At 58.8% G+C, this 24,620-nt stretch carries 23 protein-coding genes; 9 read left to right on the top strand and 14 right to left on the bottom strand.

Annotated features, from left to right (window positions below; all coding sequences use genetic code 11):
* Positions 1 to 3: 3 nt before the first annotated feature.
* The 3 genes from phnK to phnN are packed head-to-tail and all read left to right on the top strand — an operon-like array spanning position 4 to position 2,014.
* Positions 4 to 774 carry a phosphonate C-P lyase system protein PhnK gene (gene phnK / locus RUE5091_RS17685; protein WP_058283265.1) on the top strand — a complete coding sequence of 257 codons (771 nt, stop codon included), beginning with the start codon at positions 4 to 6 and terminating at the stop codon, positions 772 to 774.
* A gap of 11 nt (positions 775 to 785) precedes the next feature.
* Complete coding sequence (gene phnL, locus RUE5091_RS17680; RefSeq protein ID WP_058283264.1) at positions 786 to 1,469, top strand: phosphonate C-P lyase system protein PhnL; 684 nt, start codon at positions 786 to 788, stop codon at positions 1,467 to 1,469.
* Positions 1,466 to 2,014 carry a phosphonate metabolism protein/1,5-bisphosphokinase (PRPP-forming) PhnN gene (phnN, locus tag RUE5091_RS17675; protein WP_058283263.1) on the top strand — a complete coding sequence of 183 codons (549 nt, stop codon included), beginning with the start codon at positions 1,466 to 1,468 and terminating at the stop codon, positions 2,012 to 2,014. Before phnL ends, phnN begins: the two co-directional genes overlap by 4 nt.
* Here the strand turns inward: phnN and RUE5091_RS17670 are convergent.
* The gene (locus RUE5091_RS17670) at positions 1,996 to 2,679 is read right to left on the bottom strand and encodes a DUF1045 domain-containing protein (RefSeq protein WP_058283291.1); all 684 of its coding nucleotides are present in this window, start codon (positions 2,677 to 2,679) and stop codon (positions 1,996 to 1,998) included. The two genes, phnN and RUE5091_RS17670, sit on opposite strands and share 19 nt — an antisense overlap.
* A gap of 52 nt (positions 2,680 to 2,731) precedes the next feature.
* Here RUE5091_RS17670 and RUE5091_RS17665 point away from each other — a divergent pair, with 52 nt between their 5' ends.
* The gene (locus RUE5091_RS17665; protein WP_058283262.1) at positions 2,732 to 3,871 is read left to right on the top strand and encodes an alpha-D-ribose 1-methylphosphonate 5-triphosphate diphosphatase; all 1,140 of its coding nucleotides are present in this window, start codon (positions 2,732 to 2,734) and stop codon (positions 3,869 to 3,871) included.
* Here the strand turns inward: RUE5091_RS17665 and RUE5091_RS17660 are convergent, their stop codons facing one another.
* Genes RUE5091_RS17660 through RUE5091_RS17630 form a run of 7 tightly spaced genes read right to left on the bottom strand, consistent with a single transcriptional unit; the run spans position 3,872 to position 10,363 of the window.
* A complete protein-coding gene (locus RUE5091_RS17660) occupies positions 3,872 to 4,348 on the bottom strand; it encodes a class I SAM-dependent methyltransferase (RefSeq protein ID WP_058283261.1) in 477 nt (158 codons plus the stop codon).
* Positions 4,345 to 5,115 carry a polysaccharide deacetylase family protein gene (locus tag RUE5091_RS17655; protein WP_058283260.1) on the bottom strand — a complete coding sequence of 257 codons (771 nt, stop codon included), beginning with the start codon at positions 5,113 to 5,115 and terminating at the stop codon, positions 4,345 to 4,347. The genes RUE5091_RS17660 and RUE5091_RS17655 overlap by 4 nt, the downstream gene beginning before the upstream one ends.
* The gene (locus RUE5091_RS17650) at positions 5,112 to 6,251 is read right to left on the bottom strand and encodes a glycosyltransferase family protein (protein WP_058283259.1); all 1,140 of its coding nucleotides are present in this window, start codon (positions 6,249 to 6,251) and stop codon (positions 5,112 to 5,114) included. The genes RUE5091_RS17655 and RUE5091_RS17650 overlap by 4 nt, the downstream gene beginning before the upstream one ends.
* Complete coding sequence (locus RUE5091_RS17645) at positions 6,248 to 6,832, bottom strand: histidine phosphatase family protein (RefSeq protein ID WP_058283258.1); 585 nt, start codon at positions 6,830 to 6,832, stop codon at positions 6,248 to 6,250. The genes RUE5091_RS17650 and RUE5091_RS17645 overlap by 4 nt, the downstream gene beginning before the upstream one ends.
* A complete protein-coding gene (locus RUE5091_RS17640) occupies positions 6,829 to 7,905 on the bottom strand; it encodes a glycosyltransferase family 4 protein (RefSeq protein ID WP_058283257.1) in 1,077 nt (358 codons plus the stop codon). Before RUE5091_RS17640 ends, RUE5091_RS17645 begins: the two co-directional genes overlap by 4 nt.
* Positions 7,905 to 9,152, bottom strand: coding sequence for a glycosyltransferase family 4 protein (locus RUE5091_RS17635; RefSeq protein ID WP_058283256.1), 1,248 nt, complete (start codon positions 9,150 to 9,152; stop codon positions 7,905 to 7,907). Before RUE5091_RS17635 ends, RUE5091_RS17640 begins: the two co-directional genes overlap by 1 nt.
* Entirely contained in the window at positions 9,149 to 10,363 is a 1,215-nt protein-coding gene (locus RUE5091_RS17630; RefSeq protein WP_082643708.1) for a glycosyltransferase family protein, read from the bottom strand. Before RUE5091_RS17630 ends, RUE5091_RS17635 begins: the two co-directional genes overlap by 4 nt.
* 372 nt (positions 10,364 to 10,735) lie before the next feature.
* Here RUE5091_RS17630 and RUE5091_RS17625 point away from each other — a divergent pair, with 372 nt between their 5' ends.
* Positions 10,736 to 13,108 carry a mechanosensitive ion channel family protein gene (locus RUE5091_RS17625; protein ID WP_058283255.1) on the top strand — a complete coding sequence of 791 codons (2,373 nt, stop codon included), beginning with the start codon at positions 10,736 to 10,738 and terminating at the stop codon, positions 13,106 to 13,108.
* A gap of 88 nt (positions 13,109 to 13,196) precedes the next feature.
* Here RUE5091_RS17625 and RUE5091_RS17620 read toward each other — a convergent pair whose 3' ends face one another.
* Genes RUE5091_RS17620 through RUE5091_RS17600 form a run of 5 tightly spaced genes read right to left on the bottom strand, consistent with a single transcriptional unit; the run spans position 13,197 to position 20,421 of the window.
* Positions 13,197 to 14,552, bottom strand: a complete 1,356-nt coding sequence (locus RUE5091_RS17620) for a CoA transferase (RefSeq protein WP_058283254.1) — start codon at positions 14,550 to 14,552, stop codon at positions 13,197 to 13,199.
* The gene (locus RUE5091_RS17615; protein ID WP_058283253.1) at positions 14,549 to 15,703 is read right to left on the bottom strand and encodes an ABC transporter permease; all 1,155 of its coding nucleotides are present in this window, start codon (positions 15,701 to 15,703) and stop codon (positions 14,549 to 14,551) included. Before RUE5091_RS17615 ends, RUE5091_RS17620 begins: the two co-directional genes overlap by 4 nt.
* Positions 15,700 to 16,728 carry an ABC transporter permease gene (locus RUE5091_RS17610; protein ID WP_058283252.1) on the bottom strand — a complete coding sequence of 343 codons (1,029 nt, stop codon included), beginning with the start codon at positions 16,726 to 16,728 and terminating at the stop codon, positions 15,700 to 15,702. The genes RUE5091_RS17615 and RUE5091_RS17610 overlap by 4 nt, the downstream gene beginning before the upstream one ends.
* A gap of 14 nt (positions 16,729 to 16,742) precedes the next feature.
* Positions 16,743 to 18,656 (bottom strand): ABC transporter substrate-binding protein, encoded by a 1,914-nt coding sequence (locus tag RUE5091_RS17605; RefSeq protein ID WP_082643707.1) that lies wholly within the window; start codon positions 18,654 to 18,656, stop codon positions 16,743 to 16,745.
* Positions 18,649 to 20,421: an ABC transporter ATP-binding protein gene (locus tag RUE5091_RS17600; protein ID WP_058283251.1), complete on the bottom strand. Its 1,773-nt coding sequence runs from the start codon at positions 20,419 to 20,421 to the stop codon at positions 18,649 to 18,651. The genes RUE5091_RS17605 and RUE5091_RS17600 overlap by 8 nt, the downstream gene beginning before the upstream one ends.
* 233 nt (positions 20,422 to 20,654) lie before the next feature.
* Here RUE5091_RS17600 and RUE5091_RS17595 point away from each other — a divergent pair, with 233 nt between their 5' ends.
* The 4 genes from RUE5091_RS17595 to RUE5091_RS17580 all read left to right on the top strand — a co-directional run bounded on the left by RUE5091_RS17595 (position 20,655) and on the right by RUE5091_RS17580 (position 24,223).
* Positions 20,655 to 21,152 (top strand): class I SAM-dependent methyltransferase, encoded by a 498-nt coding sequence (locus RUE5091_RS17595; protein WP_082643706.1) that lies wholly within the window; start codon positions 20,655 to 20,657, stop codon positions 21,150 to 21,152.
* Between the two features lie 16 nt (positions 21,153 to 21,168).
* A complete protein-coding gene (locus RUE5091_RS17590) occupies positions 21,169 to 21,798 on the top strand; it encodes a glutathione S-transferase family protein (protein ID WP_058283250.1) in 630 nt (209 codons plus the stop codon).
* 336 nt (positions 21,799 to 22,134) lie between these two features.
* Positions 22,135 to 23,439, top strand: coding sequence for an NAD(P)/FAD-dependent oxidoreductase (locus RUE5091_RS17585; protein WP_058283249.1), 1,305 nt, complete (start codon positions 22,135 to 22,137; stop codon positions 23,437 to 23,439).
* Between the two features lie 52 nt (positions 23,440 to 23,491).
* Positions 23,492 to 24,223 carry a hypothetical protein gene (locus RUE5091_RS17580; RefSeq protein ID WP_058283248.1) on the top strand — a complete coding sequence of 244 codons (732 nt, stop codon included), beginning with the start codon at positions 23,492 to 23,494 and terminating at the stop codon, positions 24,221 to 24,223.
* A 14-nt stretch (positions 24,224 to 24,237) separates the two neighbouring features.
* Here the strand turns inward: RUE5091_RS17580 and RUE5091_RS17575 are convergent, their stop codons facing one another.
* Positions 24,238 to 24,597, bottom strand: coding sequence for a DUF3307 domain-containing protein (locus RUE5091_RS17575; RefSeq protein WP_370732439.1), 360 nt, complete (start codon positions 24,595 to 24,597; stop codon positions 24,238 to 24,240).
* Positions 24,598 to 24,620: the final 23 nt, after the last annotated feature.

Here is a 24,620-nt window from a genome sequence, read left to right as displayed (position 1 = left end):
GGCATGACACCCCTGCTGAGCGTTCAGGACATCACCAAGACATATGGCGCACGGATCGGCTGTACCGGCGTCAGTTTCGATCTCTATCCCGGCGAGGTTATGGGGATCGTCGGCGAAAGCGGGTCGGGCAAGTCAACCTTGCTGAATTGCCTGGCTGGGCATTTAGAGCCGGATGCGGGGCAGGTGATCTTTGACCCGCGGGCCGATGGGCCGGTGGACACAGTGACCATGTCGGAACCCGAACGCCGGATGTTGGGGCGGACGGATTGGGCTTTTGTCCATCAGTACGCCCGCGACGGTTTGCGCATGTCGGTCAGCGCCGGCGGCAACATAGGCGAGCGGCTGATGGCCGTGGGTGAGCGTCACTATGGCGCGATCCGTGACAAGGCCATTGATTGGCTGGGGCGGGTTGAGATCGACGTGGACCGCGTGGATGACCGCCCCGCAGCGTTTTCGGGTGGGATGCAGCAGCGCCTGCAGATCGCGCGCAATCTGGTAACGGGCCCCCGGCTGGTGTTCATGGACGAGCCGACCGGTGGGCTTGATGTCTCGGTTCAGGCGCGCCTTCTGGATTTGCTGCGCGGACTGGTGCGCGAGATGGGACTGAGCGCCATCATCGTCACTCATGATCTGGCTGTGGTGCGGCTGCTGGCGGACCGGTTGATGGTGATGAAGGATGGCCACGTGGTCGAGGCCGGGCTGACCGATCAGGTGCTGGACGATCCGCAGCACGCTTATACGCAGCTTTTGGTCTCCAGCGTGCTGCAGGTGTAAAGGCGAAGACGATGATTGATCTGAGAGACGTCAGCAAAAGCTTTACCCTGCACAATCAGGGCGGCGCGGTGATTCCGGTGATAGAAGGCGCATCGCTGACGGTCATGCCCGGCGAGTGCGTTGCCCTGACCGGGGCGTCAGGGGCGGGCAAGTCAACCTTGATGCGGTTGATCTACGGCAATTACCTGGCGGCCTCCGGTCGGGTTTTGGTTGCTGGTCTGGATGTCGCTCAGGCGGAACCGCGTGAGATATTGGCCTTGCGGCGCGAGATCCTGGGCTATGTCAGTCAGTTCCTGCGTGTTGTGCCCCGGGTGCCGACGCTTGACGTTGTGGCTGAACCCTTGCTGGCCATCGGATGTGACCGTCAGGTGGCGCTGGATAGGGCGGCGGATCTGTTGGCGCGGCTCAACATTCCCGACCGTTTGTGGACCTTAAGCCCCACAACTTTTTCCGGCGGTGAACAACAGCGGGTGAATATCGCGCGTGGTTTTGTGCATGATTATCCGGTGTTACTGTTGGATGAACCCACGGCGTCACTGGATGAGCAGAACCGAGACACAGTTCTGGCGCTGATATCTGAGGCCAAGGGGCGCGGCGCGGCGATTGTGGGTATTTTCCATGATGACATTACACGCGCACTGGTCTGTGATCGTGAGATTAACGTGTCAGATTTTGCGGCAAGGGGAGTGGTATGAGCCTTGCCCCGGTCATAGCGGTCGTCGGCCCGTCGGGCGTTGGTAAAGACAGCGTGATGCGGGCGCTGGTGGCACGTGCGACAGGTATTTGTTCGGCACGCAGGGTGATCACGCGACCCGAAGGCGAAGAGGGTGAGGATTTCGACCGTGTGTCTGATGCTGAGTTTCAGCAGATGGTCGCGCAGGACGCCTTTGCGTTGCACTGGCCCGCTCATGGATTGCTCTACGGGGTGCCTCACGCCATTGAAGAGCAGCGAGAAAGGGCGGAGGCTGTTCTCGTGAATCTATCCCGGTCCGTGCTGTCACAGGCCCAGGAGGTGTTTGGCGATCTGATTGTGATCTCTTTGACCGCTGATTCCGAAGTGCTGGGGCACCGCCTGTCGGCACGTGGGCGAGAAAGCATGGCTGAACAGGCACGGCGGTTGGCAAGGGCTAAAACGCCTTTACCTACGGGTCTTGCTCGGGTGATCGAGATTGACAATTCCGGCCCTCTTGAGGTGACGGTCGACGCCATCCTCGCCAAGCTTCAACCAGAAAGCGCGTAGCGATGGATCAGGTGAAAGCGCCCGTCTTCGACCTCACCCACCAAAGCCAGATTGCTGATTTGGATGGGTGCTGGCAGCAGGGGAATAAGTTGCGATTTCAGCACGGACTCAACCGTCTCCAGCGTTTCTTTGTCCAACCTGCCACTGAGGGTGATGTGAAAGCGAAAGGAGTCCATCACATGAGGATAACCCCATTGCGCAAGGTTGGCTTCCTGTCGGGCGTTCAGGCCATGGGTTCGGCGGCGCTGCAACTCGGCCTGCGTTGCGGGCGCGCGAAAGCGGTCCAGATCACGCACACAGGCGGCGGCCAACGCGTTCAGCGCGGTCTCATCGCCACGAGGGCACAGGGCCAGAAATCGACCCAAACGGGCGATCTGAAGCCCATCCAGGGTGACCGAAGCCTGGGTGGCCGCAAGCCGCGCACATGCTGCGCTCAATGCCTCAACCGACTGCCCGTCCTGCAGACGAAAGGGCGGCTTCATCGTCGCATGCAGCCCGTATTTACGCGGCACTTCGGTCACGGCTGCAACGTCCACGCCATCGATCATCGGGTGGGCAAGGGGCACTCCAGCCTCCATGTCCCAGCCCAACCAGCTGGTGGCGAATTTCGCCCACTCGGCCCGGATCGGGGGCGCAAAATAGATCGCGTATCGCGTGAATGTCACGTTGGCCTCCTGTGCGTGGCCTTTCCACTTGTTCAAACCGTGTGAAGTTCAGATGACAGAAGAAACGATCCTTGCCAATGCTACGCTTGTTCTTGCCAATGAGACGATCACCGGCAGCGTCCGCCTCGTAGGCGAAACGATTGCCGAGATCGCCACTGGCCGCGCGGTTCCAGCAGGTGCGATTGATTGCGAAGGCGATTATTTATGCCCCGGTCTCGTCGAGTTGCACACAGATAATCTGGAACGCCACATCCAGCCGCGGCCCAAGGTCGATTGGCCTCATGTGGCGGCCATTCTGGCCCACGACGCCGAGCTGGCCAGCACCGGGATCACCACCGTGTTCGATGCGCTGCGTATCGGCTCGATCCCAAGCGGCCAACGGTATCGACGATACGCACGCGAGTTGTCGCGCGAACTGTGGCAGCTGCGGGAACAAGACGTTTTGAAGATCAGTCATTTTCTGCATCTTCGGGCTGAGGTGTGCTCGGAAACACTGGTTGAAGAGTTAAACGAGTTCGGCCCCGAAGATCGGGTCGGGTTAGTCTCGTTGATGGATCACACGCCGGGTCAGCGTCAGTTCCGAGATATGTCGAAGCTTGAGACTTATTTGAAAGGAAAGCTGGGGCTGGAGGGCGAAGGTTTTCAGCGCCATGTTTCGGAACTTAAGGCAATGCGAATGCGGAACGGGGACAAGCACGAGGTCGAAACCGTCAAAGCGGCCAAACGGTTGGGGGCCATGTTGGCCAGCCATGATGACACCACACCTGAACAAGTGAGGGTCTCGGCGGGTCATGGCATCCGGTTAGCCGAGTTCCCCACCACCGTCGAAGCGGCCCGCGCCTGCCGCGATCACGGCCTTAAGGTGATGATGGGCGCACCCAACCTGATCCGGGGCGGGTCACATTCCGGCAATGTGGCCGCACAGGAGCTAGCCGATCTGCACCATCTCGACATTCTGTCCTCGGACTATGTTCCAGCCGCGTTGCTGCTGTCGGCTGTACGATTGGGTGAGATATGGGGCGATATGGCCCGTGGGCTGCAGACAGTGACGCGGACACCGGCGCAGGTTGTGGGGTTGGACGACCGTGGAGATCTGTGCAGCGGAGCGCGCGCAGATGTTATCCGGTTCCGCTTCTACCAGGGAGTTCCGGCGCTGAACGGTGTCTGGTCGCGCGGACGGCGCGTAGCCTGATCAGGCGCGGTAGAACAGATATCGGTCAGGGGCGATGGTATCCGGGCCTTTGATCTGTTCGAACCCGACCAGAGGTTGCCCTGATATCAACAACCCGCCGGGCCGCATTACCCGCGCAATCAGCGGGCTAAGGTGCGCCGCTTCCGCAACGTCGTTTTCCTTGATGCCACGTCCAAAATCATAATGCGCCAGGGCGATCTTTGGCCCACCATTGCCAAGCTTTTCAAGCATGGGCTCCGCTTCCCCCTGCAGGAAATCCTCGGCTGGCGGAGTACTGGACGGGTGACATTGCAGCACCCGGTCCATGACCCAGATTCGACGATCCGGCAAGATTTCCCGTAAATGATCGTAGGTGCGGCCATTGCCCAGCCCCATGTCCAGAACATCACCCTCCATGTCGCTGATCTGCGCAACCGCCCAGTTCAGCCCGTCGCGTTGCGCTGTCAGGCGGCGAAGCATGGAATCCAGTCGGCTCATTCGGGTTCTCCGGTTGGTTTTTTTGATTCTGCCCAGGCAATGCCAGGGCCATCCAGAAGACGGCTCAGCAGCTCTTGAGTAAAGGTCCAGATGTCCTGATCATGGACCAGATGGTGGGTCAAGACGCCAAAAGGTTCGGTAATGTCGGCGCGCGCCTCACGCCGGTCGCGTAACAGGTCCGTTGTTTGACTGATCAACTTATCCGCCGCTACCAACCGGCGCGATCCGCGCCAGTCAATCGGGTCCAGATGGGTGTTGATCTGCTCCAACCCCGGCGCAGGTTCCCGTTTTTTTCGCGGCGTCGCCGTCGAGACAATGCAATAACCCAGATCAGGCAATTCCCGAACCACTTCGGGCGCGATGCGGTTCCACGGCGGTACGAACATCGGACACAGCCTGTCTCCGAACAACGTGCGCAGCCGATTCAGTCCGGATTGCGCATCGGCGGTAATATCCGCAAGCGGGCGGTGCAGCCGAAACTCGGATTTCTTTTCATCAGGTGGTGCAAGGTTTTGATGCGCCCAGCCATGCACCACCGGGATCAGCGTTGGCTGTTGTGCGACGTAATCCACTAGTCCAGCATCGGCATCGCGTGGAATGATCGCCAGATGCACGGGCAGGTCGAGCGAACGCGAGAGCTCTGACAGTTTCTCGAGCTGCGTTGTCTTTGAAACGGCGTCATCATCACGCCACCACAGCGGCAGCGACAAGCCCTGAGCGCGCCAGATGTTCAATTCGGCCTCCAGAGGGCTCCAGTCCATCATCATACCTGCGCCCGTAGGTTCACTGCAATCTCGACCGATCTTGCGGCCCCGTCAAAGCCCTGCATTGAAACCTGGCGTGAGCCATCTGACATGACCGACGCAACGGCCTGCGCCAAAGAATCCCCATTCAGGGATTTGCTGGGCAACACATCGATGGCCGACAGGTCCGAGAGGCTCTGACCGCGCAAGCCCTGCTCAACTTCTTTACCGTCGTCGAAGGGGATAAAAACCGCAGGTGTGCCTGATTGTAAAATGTCCAGTGCTGTGTTGTAGCCGCACATACTGACCGAGGCCGCCGCGTGGGGTAGCATTTGCCGGAAATCCGGGCGCACTGGCTCCAGTATCACCTGGGCTTCGCCCACGAGCTGCGCCAGTTGATCAATACGCGCCCTTGCGTCTTGTCCACCCACCAACAGGCGCCAGCGCCTGTTGGGCATCTTTCGGGCGGCCTCGATGGCCGCGCGAAAGATTGGCTGTCCCACTGATCCGCCACCGGCGCTGACCAGTATTTCGTCTTTGCCCACCTCATCCGGATGCAGCGCAGGGGCCTCGGGCGCGACGAAACCGGTATAGAACAATTGCGGACGCAAACGATTGGTCACCGGCCAGCTGACCTCCAGTGGGACAACGTTCTGATCTGAGTGGACGAGGATACCGTCGTAATATCGACACACGATCTCGTCCGTACGCTCTGCCTTTGATGGTTTCGAAGGCGGTGCCAGAATATCGCGGATCGAGCCCAGAATGACCGGGCGCCGCGGCATGTTCCAAGCGGCCTCTAGAGCGGCATTGAACTCGGCCGCCAGAGACCGACGGCCAAAGGGAAACAACTCGGTGATCAGCACATCCGGCGCGAAGCTCCGAACGGCCTCGACCAATGCGATCTCGCGCGATGCCAGATAGGCCGCATCGGCCACGTCACCGCTTTGGGTCAAAAGCCGGGTAAAGTCCGTACCATCCGAACGCAGCGGTGGCAGCCCCAACAGGGTCATGCCCGCGCTGTCCAACTGAGGCGCAGGCATTCCGCCCGAGACAACAAAGGTCTCATGCCCGGCCCGTACGAAAGCCCGGCCCAGAGTCAGCGCCCGGCTCAGATGTCCGGTGCCCAGCAAGTGCGTGACAACGATCATCACCTTCATTGCGACACCTCGGGTCTGATCAGTCGGACGGGTTCAGGCAGGGGGCAGAGCGATGCGATGTCAACGATATAGAGACGGTTTCGCTTGATTTTAAAGGGGGCGGGGCCATTGAAATCCCATCCCCAGGCCCGCGCCAGAATGACCCGCATGATGCCGATATGGCAGATGGCAACCGTGTCGCCGGACAAAGCGTCCATCCAGGGGTGCAGGCGGTTCCAGACCTCAGCCGGGCTTTCGCCGTTTGGCGGACGGAAATCCCAACTCCAGTCTTCAATATGGCGGTATCCGCTGTTCGGATCGGCAATTAGGTCGACCCCGCGCAAACCTTCCCAATCGCCCCAGTTCATCTCGGTCAGCGCGTCCGAAGTTTTCGGCTCACGCCCGGCGACCAGACGCGCCGTTTCGCTGGCCCGCAGCAGGGGGCTGGACCAGAGGGCCGAGTCCTTCCACTGCATGGGCAGTTGCGTAGCTGCCAGCTCCGCGCGCGCATCGTCGTCCAGCGGAATGTCGCTGCGCCCCTGAATGCGCCCTGCGCGGTTCCAGTGGGTGTGACCATGCCGAAGCAGTGCCAGCTGGGTCATGACCGAACCTCCATCAAAGGTCGCGTTGCCTGCCAGAACCGATCGGTGGCCGCAGGCATCAAGTGACGTTCGGCAATGTGAGTGCGGGCTTTGGCCCCTTGGGACAGGCGCAACGCGGGGTTATCCAGTAAAGAGCGCAGCCGCGCGGCCAGACTTTTGGGGCCAGCTTCGACCGAGGGATAGTCCGACGGGGCCAGTACATCCCGCACGCCGGGTCGGTCCTGCGCAACGACCGGCAGACCGCTGGCCTGTGCTTCTAAATAGATCATGCCATAGGCCTCATTCACGCCCGGCCACACCAGAACCGAGGCTGTTTCATAGAGCTTTTGCAAAGCATCGCGGTCACATTGCCCCAGAAACCGGACCTTTGATCCGAACGGGGCCATCAGCGTCTCGACCGCGGGGCGTGCTGGTCCATCACCCGCAATATCCAGGATCCAGTCGCCGGCCAGAAGGGACAGCGTCTGCGCCAGAAGGGTGTAAGAGGCCAGCTTGTCACCGTGCCGCATCATACCGACGGTCAACATCGGGCCGTCACAGCCAGAGGCGGGTGGCAAATCCGACCGGGGCAGGAAGGGCGGCAGTTCGACAAGGCTTTGATCCCCGTACCGTTCCCGTTCCAGGGTGATCAGGTCATTGGCGGTGTGGTAAAAGATCACTTGCGCCGCGTCGCAGGCCTTGTGCGCGGTTTGGGCAAATCCGGCCCAGCGACCAGTCAGGCGGCTGGTCGCGCGGGTGCTTTCCAATTGTACGTAAGGAATGTTGCGGGCCTTGCAGAACCGCGGGCCAAGAAGATCGGGTGCCTTGTAGTAGTTGTGATAGGTCACCCACAGCGCGGTGTCCGAAGGCAGGTCGTCTATCAGACGTCGCCCCTCAGCGTCAGCTTCAGCACGCAACGTGGTCTGCACTTGCGCATCCCCGGTTTTGTCATAGATGCGCAGCCGCGAGGCCAGTTCGACCGTATCCCCCTGCGCGGCAATTGCCTGCATCAGGTTGCGGGCCATTTCGCGATCCCCCGACGGTACCGGGCTGTCCGGGGCTTTCATCGGCGAGTAAAAGGCCACCCGCGCCATCAATCTATGCCCGAACCCAATGCGCGAAGCCGTTTGGACAGGCGGGCGATGCCGGGATCCATGCGGAAATCGGCGATTAGGCGGTCATAGGCGGCGCTGGCCATCAAAGCAGTCTGTTGCGGCTCGGCGGCCAGGCGGGTGATGGCGTTGGCCAGCGCAGCTGGATCATCGTCGGACAGTACGCCGTGAGTGCCGGTTTTGATAAACTCGGGGATGGCCGAGACCGGCGTCGACAATATGGGCAACAGCTGTGATGCGGCCTCCATCAGAACGTTGGGCAACCCGTCGCGGTCTCCGTCCTCGGCGATCCGACTGGGCAGTACAAACAGGTCCGCGCTGCGCATTGCGGCGATAACTTCGGGCTGATCGCAGGCGCCTTGCCACGTGATACGATGCGACAGGCCTGCGGCCTCGACCCGGTTTTGCAGCGCGGTGCTGAGGGTGCCGCCACCGATATGCGTCCAGTGCCAGTCCAGCGTTTCGGGCAGCATGACCAATGCATCGATCAGGCGGTCAAAGCCCTTTTTTTCGACCAGACGGCCGACGGAAAGCATGTGAAACGGACTATCCGGCGCGCGCAGTGTACGATCCGGCGGGGTGGGGAAACGGCTCAGGTCCAGCCCGTGATAGATCAGGTCGACACGCGCGGGGTCGTCGGCCAGACTGCGCAGATGGTCGGCCCCAATGGCCGTACAGGTCGCACCAAAAGCCGCGCCATGGGTGTTGGCCTGAAGCTTTTCCGCCTTTTCCCATTCGGGCGAAGTCCATATGTCCTTGGCGTGGGCAGAAAAACTCCACGGTAGGCCACGCATGATAGCGGCGTAACGCGCGACCGAGGATGGGGTGTGCATGAAATGCGCGTACATCACCCGAGTCGCGTCGGGCAATTCGGCGGCCAGAACACAAGCCTGGCCAAAGCGCCGTATTCGGTTATGGGTCGGATCGCGGCGCAGATCGGCGCGCCAGACCCTATAGGCCTCGGCATAGCCAGGCAGGGCTTGCGCAGCCCGACGCGCGGCCCAGACACGCTGCGGCTCTTCGTACAGGTACTCGGGCAGGTAGTGCACCTGACCCCGGAACCGATCGTGCAGCGGGTGCCGTTTCACGTCGGTCGGGTGGCGTAAAGACCAGATGTCAAAGCTGTGCCCGGCGTCTTGCAGGGCGACAAGTTCCTGAGCGATGAAAGTCTCGGACAGGCGCGGCCATCCTTTGACCAGCACCGCCAGTTTCGGCTGGGCTGCGGTCATCCGGTGGCCCGTTCCTGTTCCTGGCTCAGCAATGCCTCAACGCGGTCGGTTACGTAATCCAAACCGTCCAGCAGCCCGTCCTGTATGGCTTGCGATGGCAAGGGCTGATGCGGTAGGTTGCGGATCGCCTCAATCATCGCATCCGCTGTCAGCCCGTCGCGGTTTTCGTCCAGCATCCGGACAAGGCCCAGCCCTTCGGCGCGCGAGGCGCGTATCCATTGTTCCAACCTTGGTGTTGTACGCGGAACGATGACGGCACGTTTGTCAAAGGACAGGACTTCGCAGAATGTGTTGTAGCCGCCCATGCAGACCACCCCGGCGGCACCGGCAAACAGCGTTTCGATCTGGGATTCGAACCCCACCGCGGTGACCCGACCATTCAGCGCGGCAACGCGGGTCTCGAATTCATCGCGCAATTCACCCGACAAGAATGGGCCATAGACCAACACTGCGCGCGGCGACAGGGTCGGGTCTTTTTCATAGGCAGACAAGACTTGATTCACCATCGCCTTGCCATCACCGCCACCACCAGGCGTGATCAGGATATAAGGCTGTTGCGGCGGTTCGCCCACCGGGCCCAGGTCACGGCGCAGATAGCCGGTCCAGTGAATGCGCGATTGCGCCGCGTGGCTGAGCGGCAGCCCTTTGGTCGGGTCATAGATCGAGCGCAGACCGTAAACCCAGATTTCGTGATAGAACTGTTCGGTCGCCGCAAGAGCTTCTTTCCGATCCCACTCGGCGGCCAGAACTTCGGGTTCGTCAAGTACGTCGCGCAAGCCAAGGACCAACTTGGTGCGTTGCGATTGCAGCAGGTTTTCCAGCGTTGGCAGTAGCTCGCCGCGAAAGCCGGTCGGTTCTTTGTCGACGATCAGCATGTCGGGGTCGAATTGCTGCACGGCAGTCTGGATCAGACCCGCGCGCAGTTCGGTCACCTCTTCGATTCCCATGCCAATTGTACGTGCGGCGTATGATCCATCGGCGCGTTTGGTCACGCCTGGAAGGCGCACGTGGTCAACCCGTCGTGGAAAGGTGAACCGACCAGCCACAGGTGACCCGGTCAGGATCAAAGCCGAGGCCTGCGGGTTGGCTTGCGTGATGGCAGCGGCAAGGGCGCGCGACCGGCGAAGATGCCCCAGTCCAAATGTATCATGGCTGTAGAACAGTATGCGCGGCGCACGGCCGGTGTTGTTGTTTTGTATTCCTAGGCCCATGCCTTCGCCTGCCGTGTTTCTGAGTGCAAATCCGCGCGTTTACCTCGGATACCGTATATTCTTTGACGCCGCTTGCCAAAGGGGGGTTCGAGATCTTGCAAATTCGTCAAACATGGCGAAATGGCAACATCCAAAGAACCAGCGGTTTTCGGGGCGATTTTGCCCGCTATGGCTGATGTTGATCTTGCTATTCCGCTCATATTACACGGTCGGTCATATTCAGTTTTTCCGGGGTTGCAAACACTCTTGTCGCTTGCATTGCAGTGGGAACACGAATTGACACGAACTTGGGGCGTAAAAGGCTGGATATTTGAATACGCTCCGGTGCTTCTGTAACCTTCGGCGCAACCTAGGACTTGGACAGAGAACTCGATGAAACTCAGACAAATTGCTGGAATGGCTCTGATCCTGTGGGTGCTTGCAGCAGCCTTCGTTACCGACGCGGCAGCGCAGGTCCCGTTTATCCCGGGATATACGTCGGATCCTGAAGCCGAAGCAGACGCTGGCACAGACGGCGACCTGGCAGCCGCGATCAAGGCTGCGACTGAGGCGGGTGCCAGTGTGATTGTCATCGACAGTGCTGGGCAAATCGTGTCCTCGGGTGGCCAGCAGGGCAATGAAACTCAGGTCGAAGACGTGCATGGGGCGATGGCCGAAGGGTCGCAGCTGATGAAGGCGCAAGAGAAATTTTCAGATTTCCGGGCCTCCATGCAATCGCGATTAGAAGCCTTGCCTTATTCGATATTCGAAGTTCAGTACGTCCTGCGGCAAACCAGCCCGGATGGCCGTATCCAGACATATGTCGAGGTTTTGGCCTGGAACATCCTGTTCCTGCTGCTGGGGCGCTGGCTGTCCACCGAGATTTACGGCAAGCGCATGGCCAAAAAGTTGGTTGTGGCGCGGTCCAAGGAAAACCCGCAGGGGTATCGGGAAAAGATGCCGTTTTTGGTCTTCCGGTTTTTTATGGGGATCGGGGGCACGATCTTTGCCATGCTGATGGCGCTGATCGTGGGGTATCTGTTTTTTGGTGAGGCCGAAGACATCTCGATTCAGTTTACGGTCACGGCGATCTTTACGGCGTTTTTTCTGTCGCGCACGATATCCGACCTGTGGCGGATGGTTCTGTCCCCCTATCTGAGCCAATATCGTTTGCCACCCTTCTCGGATCGGGACGCAAAGCGGCTGTATTTCTGGGCGTCGGCACTGGCGACCTATGATATTTCAGTTGTGCTGTTCGCCACCTGGGTGGCGGATTTCGGGTTGAACTACAATGTCTATGCCTTGGTCTATGGTGGCCTGACCATGTTGGGCGCGCTGGGCAATGTTTTGATGATCCTGTTCAATGCGCGCGCAATATCGAATGCCATTCGCGGCGGACGCGCACCGGACCAAGTGTCGTGGATTTTGCGGTTCATCTCATTCGCGTGGGCGCCAGTGCTGGTCGTCTACATCGTATTCAGTTGGTTCAAGCTGGCGGTGGATCTGGTTCTTGAGAATGAGAATTCGATACCGATCGTGGCCAGCAGCTATTTGATTTTCATGTCAGTGGTCGTGGCCTATGGCGCGATGAATTACCTGCTGGAGCGTTACTTTGACCGAAATCGCCAGATAGAAGACATGAATGCGGTGGCAGCGGGAGAGGATGAAGAAGCGGTCGAGACACCCGAGGCGGAAATGCGCCAACACTCGATCCTGACATATGAGGATTTGGCTCGTCGCGTGGCGGGGATTTTGGCCTTTGTGGTCGGTCTTTACGCGTTGGTGGTGATCTGGAACCCCGAAGCCAGCTGGAGCGAGGACCTGCCGGTCGAACGTGCGCTAGATGTGATGGTCATCCTGTTCATCGGCTATATTCTGTTCCACTTTTTCCGCATCTGGATCGACTCGAAAATCGCCGAGGAATCCGATGATGGCGGTGAAGAGGCCGAGTTGGGCGACGAGGGAGGCGAAGGCGGGCAGAGTCGTCTGGCGACGCTGCTGCCCCTGTTCCGGGGCGCGATCCTGGCCGTTGTCGTTGTCACCATTGCTCTGATTACGTTGATGGAGCTGGGGATCAATGTCAGCCCGCTGTTTGCCGGTGCCGGTGTGGTGGGGCTGGCCGTTGGATTCGGGTCACAAACGCTGGTGCGGGATATCTTTTCGGGGGCGTTCTTCTTGATGGATGACGCTTTTCGTAAAGGGGAATATATCGACATCGGGGATGTGAAGGGGACGGTCGAAAAAATCTCGGTCCGGTCATTCCAGCTGCGCCACCATCTGGGTGCGCTGAATACGATTCCCTTTGGTGAGATCAAGGTGCTGACTAACTATTCTCGCGATTGGGTGATCATGAAACTGCCCTTGCGCGTGACATATGACACCGATGTTGAAAAGGTGCGCAAGCTGATCAAGAAGCTGGGTCAGCAATTGCTGAGCGACCCTGTGATCGGCGACAACTTTATCCAGCCGCTGAAATCGCAGGGTGTGATTGAGATGCAGGATTCCGCGATGATCATCCGGGTCAAGTTTATGACCAAGCCCGGTGACCAGTGGCTGGTACGCAAGAGAGTCTATCAGGATATCCGAGAGCTGTTTGCACGCGAAGGGATCAAGTTTGCCCATCGCGAAGTCACCGTGCGGCTGGCCGAAGGTAAAGAACCCGAAGATCTGACGCCGAAGCAGCGCGAAGCCGTGACCGGCGCAGTGCAGGCGGCGATTGATGAGGATTATCTGGATGATATCGGCCCCGGAGGGGATGACCGCTAGGGGCGGCTCCCGCTCTTTTGGGATGCGTCTCTAACGAGACGCTACCCAAAGCGTTTGGCCGGGCCGCGCGTGCCGCGCGGCGACCGGGTTAGGTGGCCAGCGAAGGCCAGATGGGTTGGGATGTGCCGAGTTTCGCAGCCGGTACAGGCCAAGACATGCGCGCCGGGCCTACGGACAATGCCGGTTTCAGGCGATGGCCGGGCCCCCAGTCGGATAGTTCAACCTCTTGTGCGCAATCTGTTGCCGCAGCGGTTGTGATTTCTTCGTCCTGTTCGGATTTTGCCAGCGCGGCCAGCAGTTCCGCGGTACGGGCCAGCGACAGCTGCGCAAGCATGATGGAGTTTGAGGAGGCGGCCTCGGCCAGTGCGGACAGGACCGCAGCAGCCATCAGATAGCCTGTCGCGTGATCCAGCGCCTGAACCGGCAGCGGGGTGGGGTTTTCAGCCTTGGCCCAAGCACGACCGGCATCTGCGATGCCAGCGCTCATCTGTATGAGGCTGTCAAAACCGCGTCTGTTGGACCATGGCCCCTGCCAGCCATACGCATTCAGAGTGACCTCAACTCGGTTAGGGGCCAGCTCATCCCGTTTGACCTTGGTCAGACCAAGCGCATCCAAAGCACCCGGGCGGTAGCCATGGATAAAAACATCCGCTTGCGCCAGCAGGTCTTCCAGCTTTTTTAGACCGGCGGGCGATTTCAGGTCCAGATAGGCACAGTGCTTGCCCAATGAGATGTCGGGGATGACGCCCGGCTCATCCCACCCGGGGGGATCAATGCGCAGCACTTCGGCCCCGAACCCCGCCAGCGTTCGGGTCGAGACCGGCCCGGCCAGAACGCGCGTCAGGTCCAGGACGCGCAAGCCCGCCAATGGACGTCGGGCCGTTGCCTCAGGACGGTCGCGCAGCGTGATATGTCGCGGGCTGTGCCATCCAATCAGCGGATCGCGCGACACCGCCCGCCCTTGCGGATGTTCCAGCCATTCGGTCCGGCCGCGCATGGCGGCGGCCGCTCCACCCTCGGCCACAACCGAGGTTTCCAAATTGGCGATGGACCAGTTTTTCACAGCTTGTGCAACCGCGTCCCGGTTGGCTTTCGCCTCCAGCACCTTCAGCGCCGCTGCCCGGTGGCGGGACAGATTGGTGTGCAGCCTGATCCAGCCATCCGACGCCTGATAATCCCCGGCGATCGGGTCCCAAAGGCTGGGCATCTCCCACCCGTCCGGTTTGAACGAAGACCCGTACCACAGTGAAGCCAAACGATGATTGATCGATATCTCAGGCGCTGTGGGTGCAAGGTTCATCGCTGTGATCAGGCGCGCCAACTCTTGACCAACGGCAGCGAAACTGGCGGTTGCCAGTTCGGATACAGCAAGCGCGCTGGACCATGCGCCCTTCCCGGTCGACTTGTAGCTGTCTACAGCGGGGAGGGCGGAAATCAGGCTCATTGCTGATACGGGTCCAAACTGTCACGCAATCCGTCGCCCAGGAAGTTGAAGGCGAGCACGATAACGATAATCGGCAGCATCGGGATTGCCGTCCACGGGTAGATCTCGATCGAGGCGAGGTTCTGTGCGTCATTCAGCATCACACCCCAGCTGACTGCGGGTGCGCGCAGCCCAAGACCAAGGAAGCTGAGCGCCGTTTCCCCCAGGATCATCGCAGGGATCGACAGGGTGGCCGATGCAATCAGATGGGACATGAAGTTCGGCAGCAAGTGCTTGCGGATCACCCGACCCGAGCTTGCGCCCATCATCTCGGCCGCGCGTACGTATTCTTCTTCGCGCAGCGACAGGAATTTGGCGCGTACGGATCTTGCCAGACCAGGCCAATCAAGTATGCCGAGGATGATCGAGATAATGAAGAACACCGCCACCGGGCTCCAGTTCGAAGGCACAGCGGCGGACAGGGCCAGCCACAGGGGCAGTTCGGGTAGGGATCGCAGGATTTCGATGATCCTATTTATCACCCAGTCGATCTTGCCGCCGAAATAGCCAGCCATCGAACCGAAAATAATTCCAAGGGTGAAAGACACCGAGATGCCGATCAGACCCACGGTCAGCGACAGTTGCGCGCCATAGAGAATGCGGCTGAAAACATCACGTCCCAGACGATCAGACCCCCATAGGAACAGCGTTGCGCCTTCAGGGGCGCAGAACAAATGGGTGTCAGTTTTGATCAGGCCAGCCAGTTTATATTCTGACGCCCCACAGAAAAACTTGATTGGCCGAGGGTCTTCGAGGTCGGGTACGAATTTCCACTGGAAGGTTTCCAGATCAGCTTCGGCAACGATGGGAAAGACGTGCGGGCCAATGAATTCGCCCTCGTAAAACCAGTTGATGCTTTGCGGCGGGGCATAGAGGTGCTCTCCGTTCCGTTCATTCGGGCCATAGGGCGCGATGAACCCCGCAAAGGGTAGCATCAGATAGCACAGCAGCAGGAAAACGCCCGAGATCAGGCCCAGCTTGTGGGTCCTGAATTTGCGCCAGACCAGCACCCAGTTTGGGGCGTCGAGATCAGCGCGCTCAAGCTGTTGCAGGGCGGCGTCCGGGTCATAGGGTGTGTCGTCGACATAACGACCGTCGGGAAGTTGGGTCATGCTTCACGCCCCTCGTACCGGATGCGCGGGTCAAGCATGACCAGCAGAATATCGGATATCATAGTGCCGATCAGGGTCAGCAGGGCCACGAACATCAGAATGAAGGCAGACAGGAACTGATCCTGCGTTTTCAATGCTGTCAGAAGGGTGGGGCCGATGGTTTGCAGGCCGAGAACAACCGAGACCAAAACCGAGCCAGACACCATCGAAGGCAGCAGGTTGCCGATATCCGCCACGAACGGGTTGAACGCCACGCGCAACGGGTATTTTGTCAGCATTCGAGACGGGGCCATACCCTTGGCGATGGCGGTTTCCACATAGGGTTTGCCCAGCTCGTCCAGCATGTTGGCCCGCAGGCGCTGCATCATTGCCGAGGCCCCAGATGTGCCGATCACAAAGGTCGGAACGATCAGATGGACAAGGATGGATTTCAGTTTATCCCAGCTCATGGGCAGCCCTTCGAAGGACGGATCCATCAAGCCGCCGATGGGCAGGTTGAAATAGCGATGGCCGTAGTAGAACAGGATCAGCGCTAGCAGAAAGTTGGGCGTGGCCAGACCCAGGTACCCCACAAAAGCCGACGTATAGTCGATCCAGGTCCGGGACTTGGCAGCGGCGAGAACACCAAGCGGCAGAGCTACAGCATAGACGAAAAGGATTGCCGCCAGATTGACCACCACGGTCAGCCAAAGGGTGTCGCCCACGATCTCGGCCACGGGGCGGTCGAATTCGAAGGACCAGCCATAGTTGCCCTGCAAAAGACCCTCAAACCCGTGGGGGCCAGGCCAGAAACCCATCCAGATCAGGTATTGTTCCCAGACGGGCCGGTCTAGCGCATATTCTGCGCGCAGAAACTCCGCCTTGGCCACGCCAGCCGACTGCCCCGAAGCCTGTAACTCGGCAATCTGGTTGCTGAGGTAGTCACCGGGCGGCAGGTTGATGATCACAAAGATCAGCACCGACACCACCAACAGAGTCAGCAGCATCGTGAAAAAGCGATACACCGCATAGCGCAGCATGACCATTTAGCTGCTCCTGATCAGTCGGCGAAAAAGAATTCGTCCGGCCGGTGAATGCCGAAATGCGCGCCGGGCTCCCACGCCCACATGGCCTGTTCAGGCACATTGCGCAGGCGGTTTGATACCACGACGGGCTGTGGTGCGCCGTTCAGAATGCCGATAGCAAATAGTTGGTCGGCATGAATGTTGAGCATCTCGGTCCAGATCGCCTTGCGATCATCATCGTTCGTGGCGGTTTCCCAATCGTGGGCCAGTTGCATCAGGCGTTCTGCCTCAGGCATATCGGGGGCTTCGCCTGCGTCACCGCCAGTCTGATAAAATTGCCCCCATTTTGGCCAGGCCAGAAAGACCTGATCAGTCGGTGCCAGATAAGCGGGCGAGGTGTGTGCCTGTGGAATACCGTCATCCCAGCCAAACCAGACCGAAGCCATGGTGTTCCCAGCGAATACACGATTGCGCAGAATGTCACGGTCCAGCGGACGCATCACCAGGTCCACACCGATTTCGCGCCATGTGTCGGTGACGATTTGCAGGGCGTTCTCGACCTCTTGCCGCTCACCAGCGGTTTCGATGATCAGTTCCATCGGGCGGCCGTCGGGCAGCAAGCGGATGCCGTTCTTGTCGCGCTCGGTCAATCCGACCTCATCCAGCAAGGCATTGGCCTGCCCGACATCAAACTGGGCCCAGGCTTTTGCGTTCTCCTCATCATAGAATGGGGATGCAGGCAGCACCGACATAGCGCCGGGTTTCGCGAGCTTGAAATACAGCGCCTGATTGATCGTCTTGCGATCAATGGCCAGTGACAGAGCGCGGCGCACGCGGACATCGCGCAGAACTTCGCGCCAACCCTCGTCGGTGAAATTCAGGTTCGGATAGATCGCAATTTGTGAGGCGACCCCGGTCTTCCACAGCCGCGTCTTGTAATTGCCGCCCTCTTCCCCCTTTTTCAGGATCGAGGCATCGCGGAACGCCAACCCACGTCCCTGCAGGTCGGTTTCACCAGCATTGGTTTTCGCTGCGACCAGACCAGGGGCGACAATCTCCATCTCTACCACGTCGACATAGGGCAACTGCACGCCTTTACTGTCGATGCGGTGGTAATAGGGGTTACGCACGAAATTGTGCCGGATTTTCTTGCCCGAACTGGCATTCAGCCATGGCTGCAGCGTGGGCAGTTCGTGGTTGTCGAACTTGTAGAGGTTGTCCAGCTTGTTATGCAGCGCCGCCCAGCTTTTGACGCGATTGTCTTCGACCAGCGCGGCCATTTCATCGGGGTCCGCATATTTCTCGTGATAAGGTTTCAGAAACGCGGCCGGTCTGTAAATGAAGGGCGGGCGCGCCTGTGCCAGTGATTGCAGGAAGTCCGGATTCGGGTCCTCCCATTCAAAGACAACGGTTGTTTCGTCGGGGAAGGATACCGTGGGCGTCTTGCCTTCAACGATCAGGAAATCAGGCGGGCCGGATGGGCTGAGCAGTTCGTTACTCGCGACGTCTTCCCACCAATATCGGAAGTCTTCCGAAGTAAACGGCGATCCATCAGACCATTTATGCCCCTCGCGCAGGTTCAGAGTGAACTTGCGGTTGTCCTCGCTCTCAAACGACTCCAGCAGATCAGGGACAAGTTCGTAGTTTTCGTTGAAGCCCACCAATCGCGCATAGCCATAGACAACCATCTGCCGGATGTCCTTGGAGCGGGTCACCATGGTGCGCAATGTGCCGCCCGGCGTTCCGAATTCACGCCCTTTGGCCGACAGATCGACAACGAGCGGTTCGTCTGGAAGACGGTCCTGAACGGGTGGAAGATTGCCCGCATTCACTTCACTTTCCCAAAATCCGCTTTCCTGTGGGGTGGGTGTGTCTGCGGCGGCGGGCAGCATCCATGATGCAGCTGCCATTGTAGCAGCCAGAAACAGGGGGCGAGTGGTCTTATACATGGCATCGTACCTTATGGCCGGGTTCCATCTCTACCAGCGAAGGTATCACGGAGTCGGTAAATCGGAAGGCGTCATCCCAACTGTCTGGCGAACCTGCGCCCAAAGCAACCAATTTCAGGTCGATCGGACGGTTGATGTCAGGTTCTGGCTGAGCGGCAATCAGCGCCTTGGTGTAAGGGTGGCGGGGATTGTAGAAAAGGGTTTCGGGCGGAGCCTGTTCAACGACCAGCCCGCGGCGCATCACGGCTACCTCGTCGGCGATGCGCGCTACGACGGCAAGGTCGTGCGAGATAAAGAAATAGGACAGGTTCAGACTGTCCTGCAGGTTTTCCAGCAGCGTCAGAATTTGTTCCTGAACCGAGACATCCAAGGCCGAGGTCGGCTCGTCACAGACGATCAGCTGCGGATCCAGCATCATGGCGCGGGCAATAGACAGGCGCTGCCGCTGACCTCCAGAGAAAGCATGGGGATAGCGTTTCAGCATGTCGGAATTCAGCCCAACCCGTTGCAGCATCTCGGCGGCTTTGGCCCGCTGTTCGGCAGTCGTGCCGATTTTGTGGATCTCCAGCGGCTCGGTCATGGCATCCTGAATGCGCATGCGAGGGCTGAGCGAGCTATAGGGGTCCTGAAACACCATTTGCGCCTTGCGCTGAAAGGCGGTGCGCTGGGCGCGGGTCATACGGTGAACGGTAATCGGATCTTCAGTCGCCGAAGTTCGGAACAGGACCTCGCCGCCCGGATCGGGCAGTTCGGCCCCCAGCGCGATACGCGCTGCCGTGGTCTTGCCCGAGCCGCTCTCACCGACCACAGCCAGCGTCTTGCCGCGCGCCAGGCTCAAATCAACACCGCGGCAGGCATGGATCAGTTGTTGACCTTGCCAGCCTTTGCTGGATCGCAAGGTATAGGTTTTCGAGACATCCTTGATCTGTAGGATCAGATCCTCGCTGGGCATCGGTATTCCAACAGCGTCCTCATCCGGAATCTCGGGTGCGGCGTTGAACAACTGCTGCGTATAGGGATGCGCGGGGTCCGTCAGGATCGGGGCGGCGGCTCCGGATTCCATCACGCGTCCCTTGTGCATGACGACGACGTGCTCGGCCATGTTGGCGACCACACCCAAGTCGTGCGTGACAAGGATCAGCGCCATGCCGGTTTCGCGCTGCAATTCCTTGATCAGGCCCAGAACCTGTGCCTGTGTCGTCACGTCAAGTGCGGTAGTCGGTTCGTCGGCAATCAGCAATTCCGGTTTGGACACCATCGCCATAGCAATCATAGCGCGTTGCCGCATGCCTCCGGACAATTCAAACGGGTAAGAATCATACGCACGCTGCGGATCGGGAAAACCCACACGTTCGAACTGGGTCAGAACTTCTTTACGGGCCTGCGCCTCGGACGCGCCACGGTGCAGCCACAGAACCTCGCTGACTTGATTGCCGATCTTGTGCAGAGGTGACAGGGATCGCATCGGTTCCTGAAAAATCATCGAAACCCGGTTACCGCGAATGTTGCGCATCTGTTTTTCGCTGATCTTGGTCAGATCTTCTGTGCCCTTGGAATCATTCAGAATGATCGTGCCGCTGCGAATTTGCGCAGTGCGCGGCAATATCCGCAACGCCGCCCGGCATGAGATGGTTTTGCCGGAACCGGATTCGCCAACCAAAGCCAGAGTTTGCCCGGCCTCGACGTCGAAATTGACGCCTTTGACAACGGAATCACCTGCACCAAATCCGATGCTGAGATCGCGGACAGACAACAGCGCTGTCATGCGGGCATTCTACCCGTTTGGCCGTGGGTCGGCATCGGCTTAATCAACTCCCTGTGTTTTTTGATGCAGTTTCGCGCGGTTGGGGCGGGGTAGTCAAACCCGTTCTTGGGGTGAATTGTCGCGAAAAAGTGAAACTGACACCAATTTGTCTACACAAAGTCTTGAGGATTTGCCATCACAGGCCGAGTCGACCCCATTTGGCAAATCGACTGATATCAAGGAGAGATTTCCCCGTGCCCGACGATCAAAGCCGACTCGATCTGTTCATTGACCGTATGGTGTCGCAGCGCGCCTGTCTGGATTTTGCGATTGCCGAAACCCGCAGCATGCCGGGGCCGGTTTTTGAACTGGGTTTGGGAAATGGGCGTACCTATCATCACATGGTGCAGAATGTGAAAGGCCGCCCCGTTTACGTGTTCGAGCGCGCCGTGGCGTCGCATCCGGATTCGACGCCGCCCGAAGATCGGGTGATTCTGGGCGATGTGCGGGAAACGCTGCCGGCAGCACTTAGACGCTTCGGGGCCACCGCCAGCGTGATTCACGCAGACCTTGGCGGACATAATCGGGAGAAGAACGACGCCTTTGCCAGATTCGTGTCGCCTCTGATTCAGCCGTTGCTGGCAGAGGGTGGTTTGATGGTGTCCAGTGACCGGACTTATTTCGACGATCTGACCGAACTGCCCCTGCCGCCGGGTGCGGTTCAGGGCCGCTGCTTTGTCTATCGCCGCTGAAACATAGGAGCGTTCGATGCTGTTCTACGATTGCGTGACCGCTCCGAACCCACGGCGGGCCCGCATGTTCATTGCGGAAAAAGGGTTGGACATTGAAACCCGCGAGATTTCGATCGCCAATGGCGAACAGCTGAGTGACGCGTTCACGGCGGTTAATCCGCACGCAACCCTGCCGGTGCTGGTTACGGATGAGGGCACAGCACTGACCGAAAACCTTGGCATTGCTGCCTATCTTGAATCTCGTTTTCCCGAGCCACCTTTGTTGGGGCGCACTCCGGACGAAAAAGGGCAGGTTCTGATGTGGAACAGCATCGTTGAACAACAAGGTGGCAAACCCATTGCCGAGACATTGCGCAACAGGCATCCCGCTTTTGCCGACAGGGCGATTCCCGGCCCAATACATTACGCCCAGATACCCGAACTGGCGCAGCGGGGTACAGCGCGGGTCGTGCATTTCTTTACTCTGCTGGAAAAGCGATTGGCGGCAAGCCCCTATGTCGCCGGGCCCGAATTCACCTTGGCCGATATCTCGGCCTTTGTCTTCGTTGACTTCGCCCGTGTGATCAAGGCGCGGATACCGACGGAAAATTCGGCCACGTTGGCGTGGTTTGAGACGGTCAGTGCCCGGCCCAGCGCGCAGCTATAAATTTGTGAATTTAATTCAAAGATCCTGCGCGGAAATGACAGTGCACATTTGCCCTGGCAGAGGTGAACCGTGAATTTCGCCTGCCGCGTTGGCCATGCTTAAGGCGCCGCTCTCCTTCGCGCCGAAAGGTTTGAAAAGACGTTAACGCTTAAGAGTTCTGGAAATTGTGGAGCAGGAATGCAAGGTGATCCGCAATGGGGTTGGTTTGTCAGAAACCTCGGAGCCTGAGTTCACGAGGGTTTCCGGAAGGATCGTCTTCATCGGAGTCGAATCCAGATCCGAAGAAGTTTAGGAATTCAATACCTGTTCAAAGTGCTATTGGAAGGGAAACACAGAATGAGCCAACCAGACGCAATTATCATCGGCACGGGTGTCATCGGCGCAGCCATCGCATTCGAGATGGCCAAGGCCGGATGGAAAACCTTGTCGCTGGATCGTAACGCGCAGGTCGGTCACGGTTCGACCGCCGGGTCTTGCGCGATCATTCGGATGCACTATTCGACCTTTGATGGCACGGCTTTTGCTTGGGAAGGCTATCACTATTGGCGCGACTGGGCCGATTATTTGGGTCTGCCAGCAGATGCCAATCTGGCACAGTTTCGCGAAACCGGATGTCTGGTGATGAAGACCGAGGCCAACGGGATGCTGGAAAAGCACATGAAAAACAGCGCCAATCTGGATTGCCCGTTCGAGGACTGGTCATCCGAGAAAATCATCGAACGCCTGCCGGTCTATTCTCTGGATAGTTTTACGCCACCCAAACGTATGGACGATCCGGAATTCGGTCAGCCGAACGGACGCAAGATGCAAGGTGGCGTGTTTTGGCCGCAGGCGGGATACGTCACTGACCCGGCCTTGTCGGCGCAGAACTTGATGGATGCGGCCAAACAGCATGGGGCCGAGGTACGCACCGGGGCTGAGGTTGTCGAAGTTCTGACGGAAGAAGGTCGCGTCGCCGGGGTCAAGTTGGCCTCGGGCGAGGAAGTCCGTGCCACAGTGGTGGTGAATGTCGCCGGACCGGGATCTGCTATCATCAACAAGATGGCAGGTGTGCTGGAGGACATGACCATCGAAACCCGCCCGTTGCGTCAGGAAGTGGTCCACGTTCCCGCACCCGAAGGGTTCGATTTCGAAAATGACGGTACTATCGTGTCAGACAGCGATATCGCCTGCTATTGCCGACCCGAACATGGCAATCATATTCTGGTTGGTTCAGAAGACCCGGAATGCGACCCGCATCAATGGTGCGAAGATGACGTACATTTTAACCACGACTTCACCGACCAATGGACGACGCAGGCCATGCGCTATGCTCAGCGGGTACCGAGCTTGGGTATTCCGTCGAAAACACGCGGAGTAGTCGACCTGTATGATGCATCGACCGATTGGATTCCGATCTATGACAAGTCCTGTCTGCCCGGGTTCTACATGGCGTGTGGCACCAGCGGGAACCAGTACAAGAATGCGCCGATTGCGGGCAAGATGATGGTGGCCCTGATCGACTATTGCGAGGGTGGGGTGGATCACGACGTGCAGCCACTGCAGTTCGAATTGCCCTACATCAAGCGAATGATCGACGTCGGGTTCTATTCGCGAAAACGCCCGATCAATGAAGAAAGCAGTTTTTCGGTTCTGGGTTAGCATGCCCGCAAAAACACCCTAATCTTTCCGGGAGCTATGTACGGGGTCCCGGATGACCGAGCCAACGAACCGAGTTCTGATACTAGGTAGCGCTCTCGGCGCGCTGGCCGCGCGGGACTGGGCGCGTGACCCTTTCACCCATATCGTTGCGATCAACAATGCCTGGCGCATCCGGCCCGATTGGGATGTTCTGATCCACCCTGAGGATTTTCCGGAAAAAAACCTTCCGACTGAACTTGCCACACATCAGCGGATCGTCACGGCACAGATCTACGTGCCAGTGCAGAACAGTTTCGGAGGGTTCGTCTATGCCGGTGGGACGATGGCTTTTACAGCCGGATATTGGGCGTTGGCAGCCCTGCAACCTACGGTTCTGGCCTTTTTCGGCTGTGACATGATCTACCCCAAAACCGGGAAAACGCATTTCTACGGAACCGGTCAGGCGGATCCTCTGCGCGCGGATATCACTTTGCGGTCGCTCGAGGCCAAGTCTGCGCGTCTGGCCTTGTTTGGCGCGGCGCAAAGATGCCGTGTCGCCAGACTGTCAAAAGGGGAAAGCCGCTTGTTGTTTCCCTCAGTTGGGGTGAATGATCTGGCTAACCTCGATCTTCCTGAAACCGGTGCAATGAAAGATATCTTGCTGATGGAAGACGAACTGGGATACCACGTCCCTTCGGGGCGATATTGGGAGGGTGCAGACAGGTTCGACCCAAGCAAGATTGACGACTTGGATCGACGATGGTTTCAGGTTTATTGTGCATCAACTGCGGGAAATTCCACTTGAAACGGTAAAATTGATCAGGTGGCGAAAGTCGCCCAGGCCCAGACCATCGCAATATAGGTCAGGTTATGCATGAACTGGTCCAATCCGGCAGCGCGCCAGAAAGCAGCCTGCGTCGGCGTGAGCTGTTTCTTGTCAGAATAGCTGGCCTTGGCAAAATCGATGTTGAAATGCACGATCCATTCCAGCGCAGCGATGATCAGAATAAATGACCACGGGGCGCCAAACAGCACAAAGACGATAACCGATCCGATAACGTGCACACCGGCATGCTGGGCACGGCCCCAGTGAAGGTATTCACCACGACCGGATAACATTTTGGGAGTCTGGAGGTAGAAGTCAGCAAACATATGTTTGATCTGCAATAAGCAGAGCATCAACAACACTGCGCCTAAGCTGG

Origin of the sequence: Ruegeria denitrificans, assembly GCF_001458295.1 — a bacterium.
Taxonomy (GTDB): domain Bacteria; phylum Pseudomonadota; class Alphaproteobacteria; order Rhodobacterales; family Rhodobacteraceae; genus Ruegeria; species Ruegeria denitrificans.
Note: the sequence above shows the minus strand (reverse complement) of the source record. Positions and strands in the feature narration are given on the sequence as shown.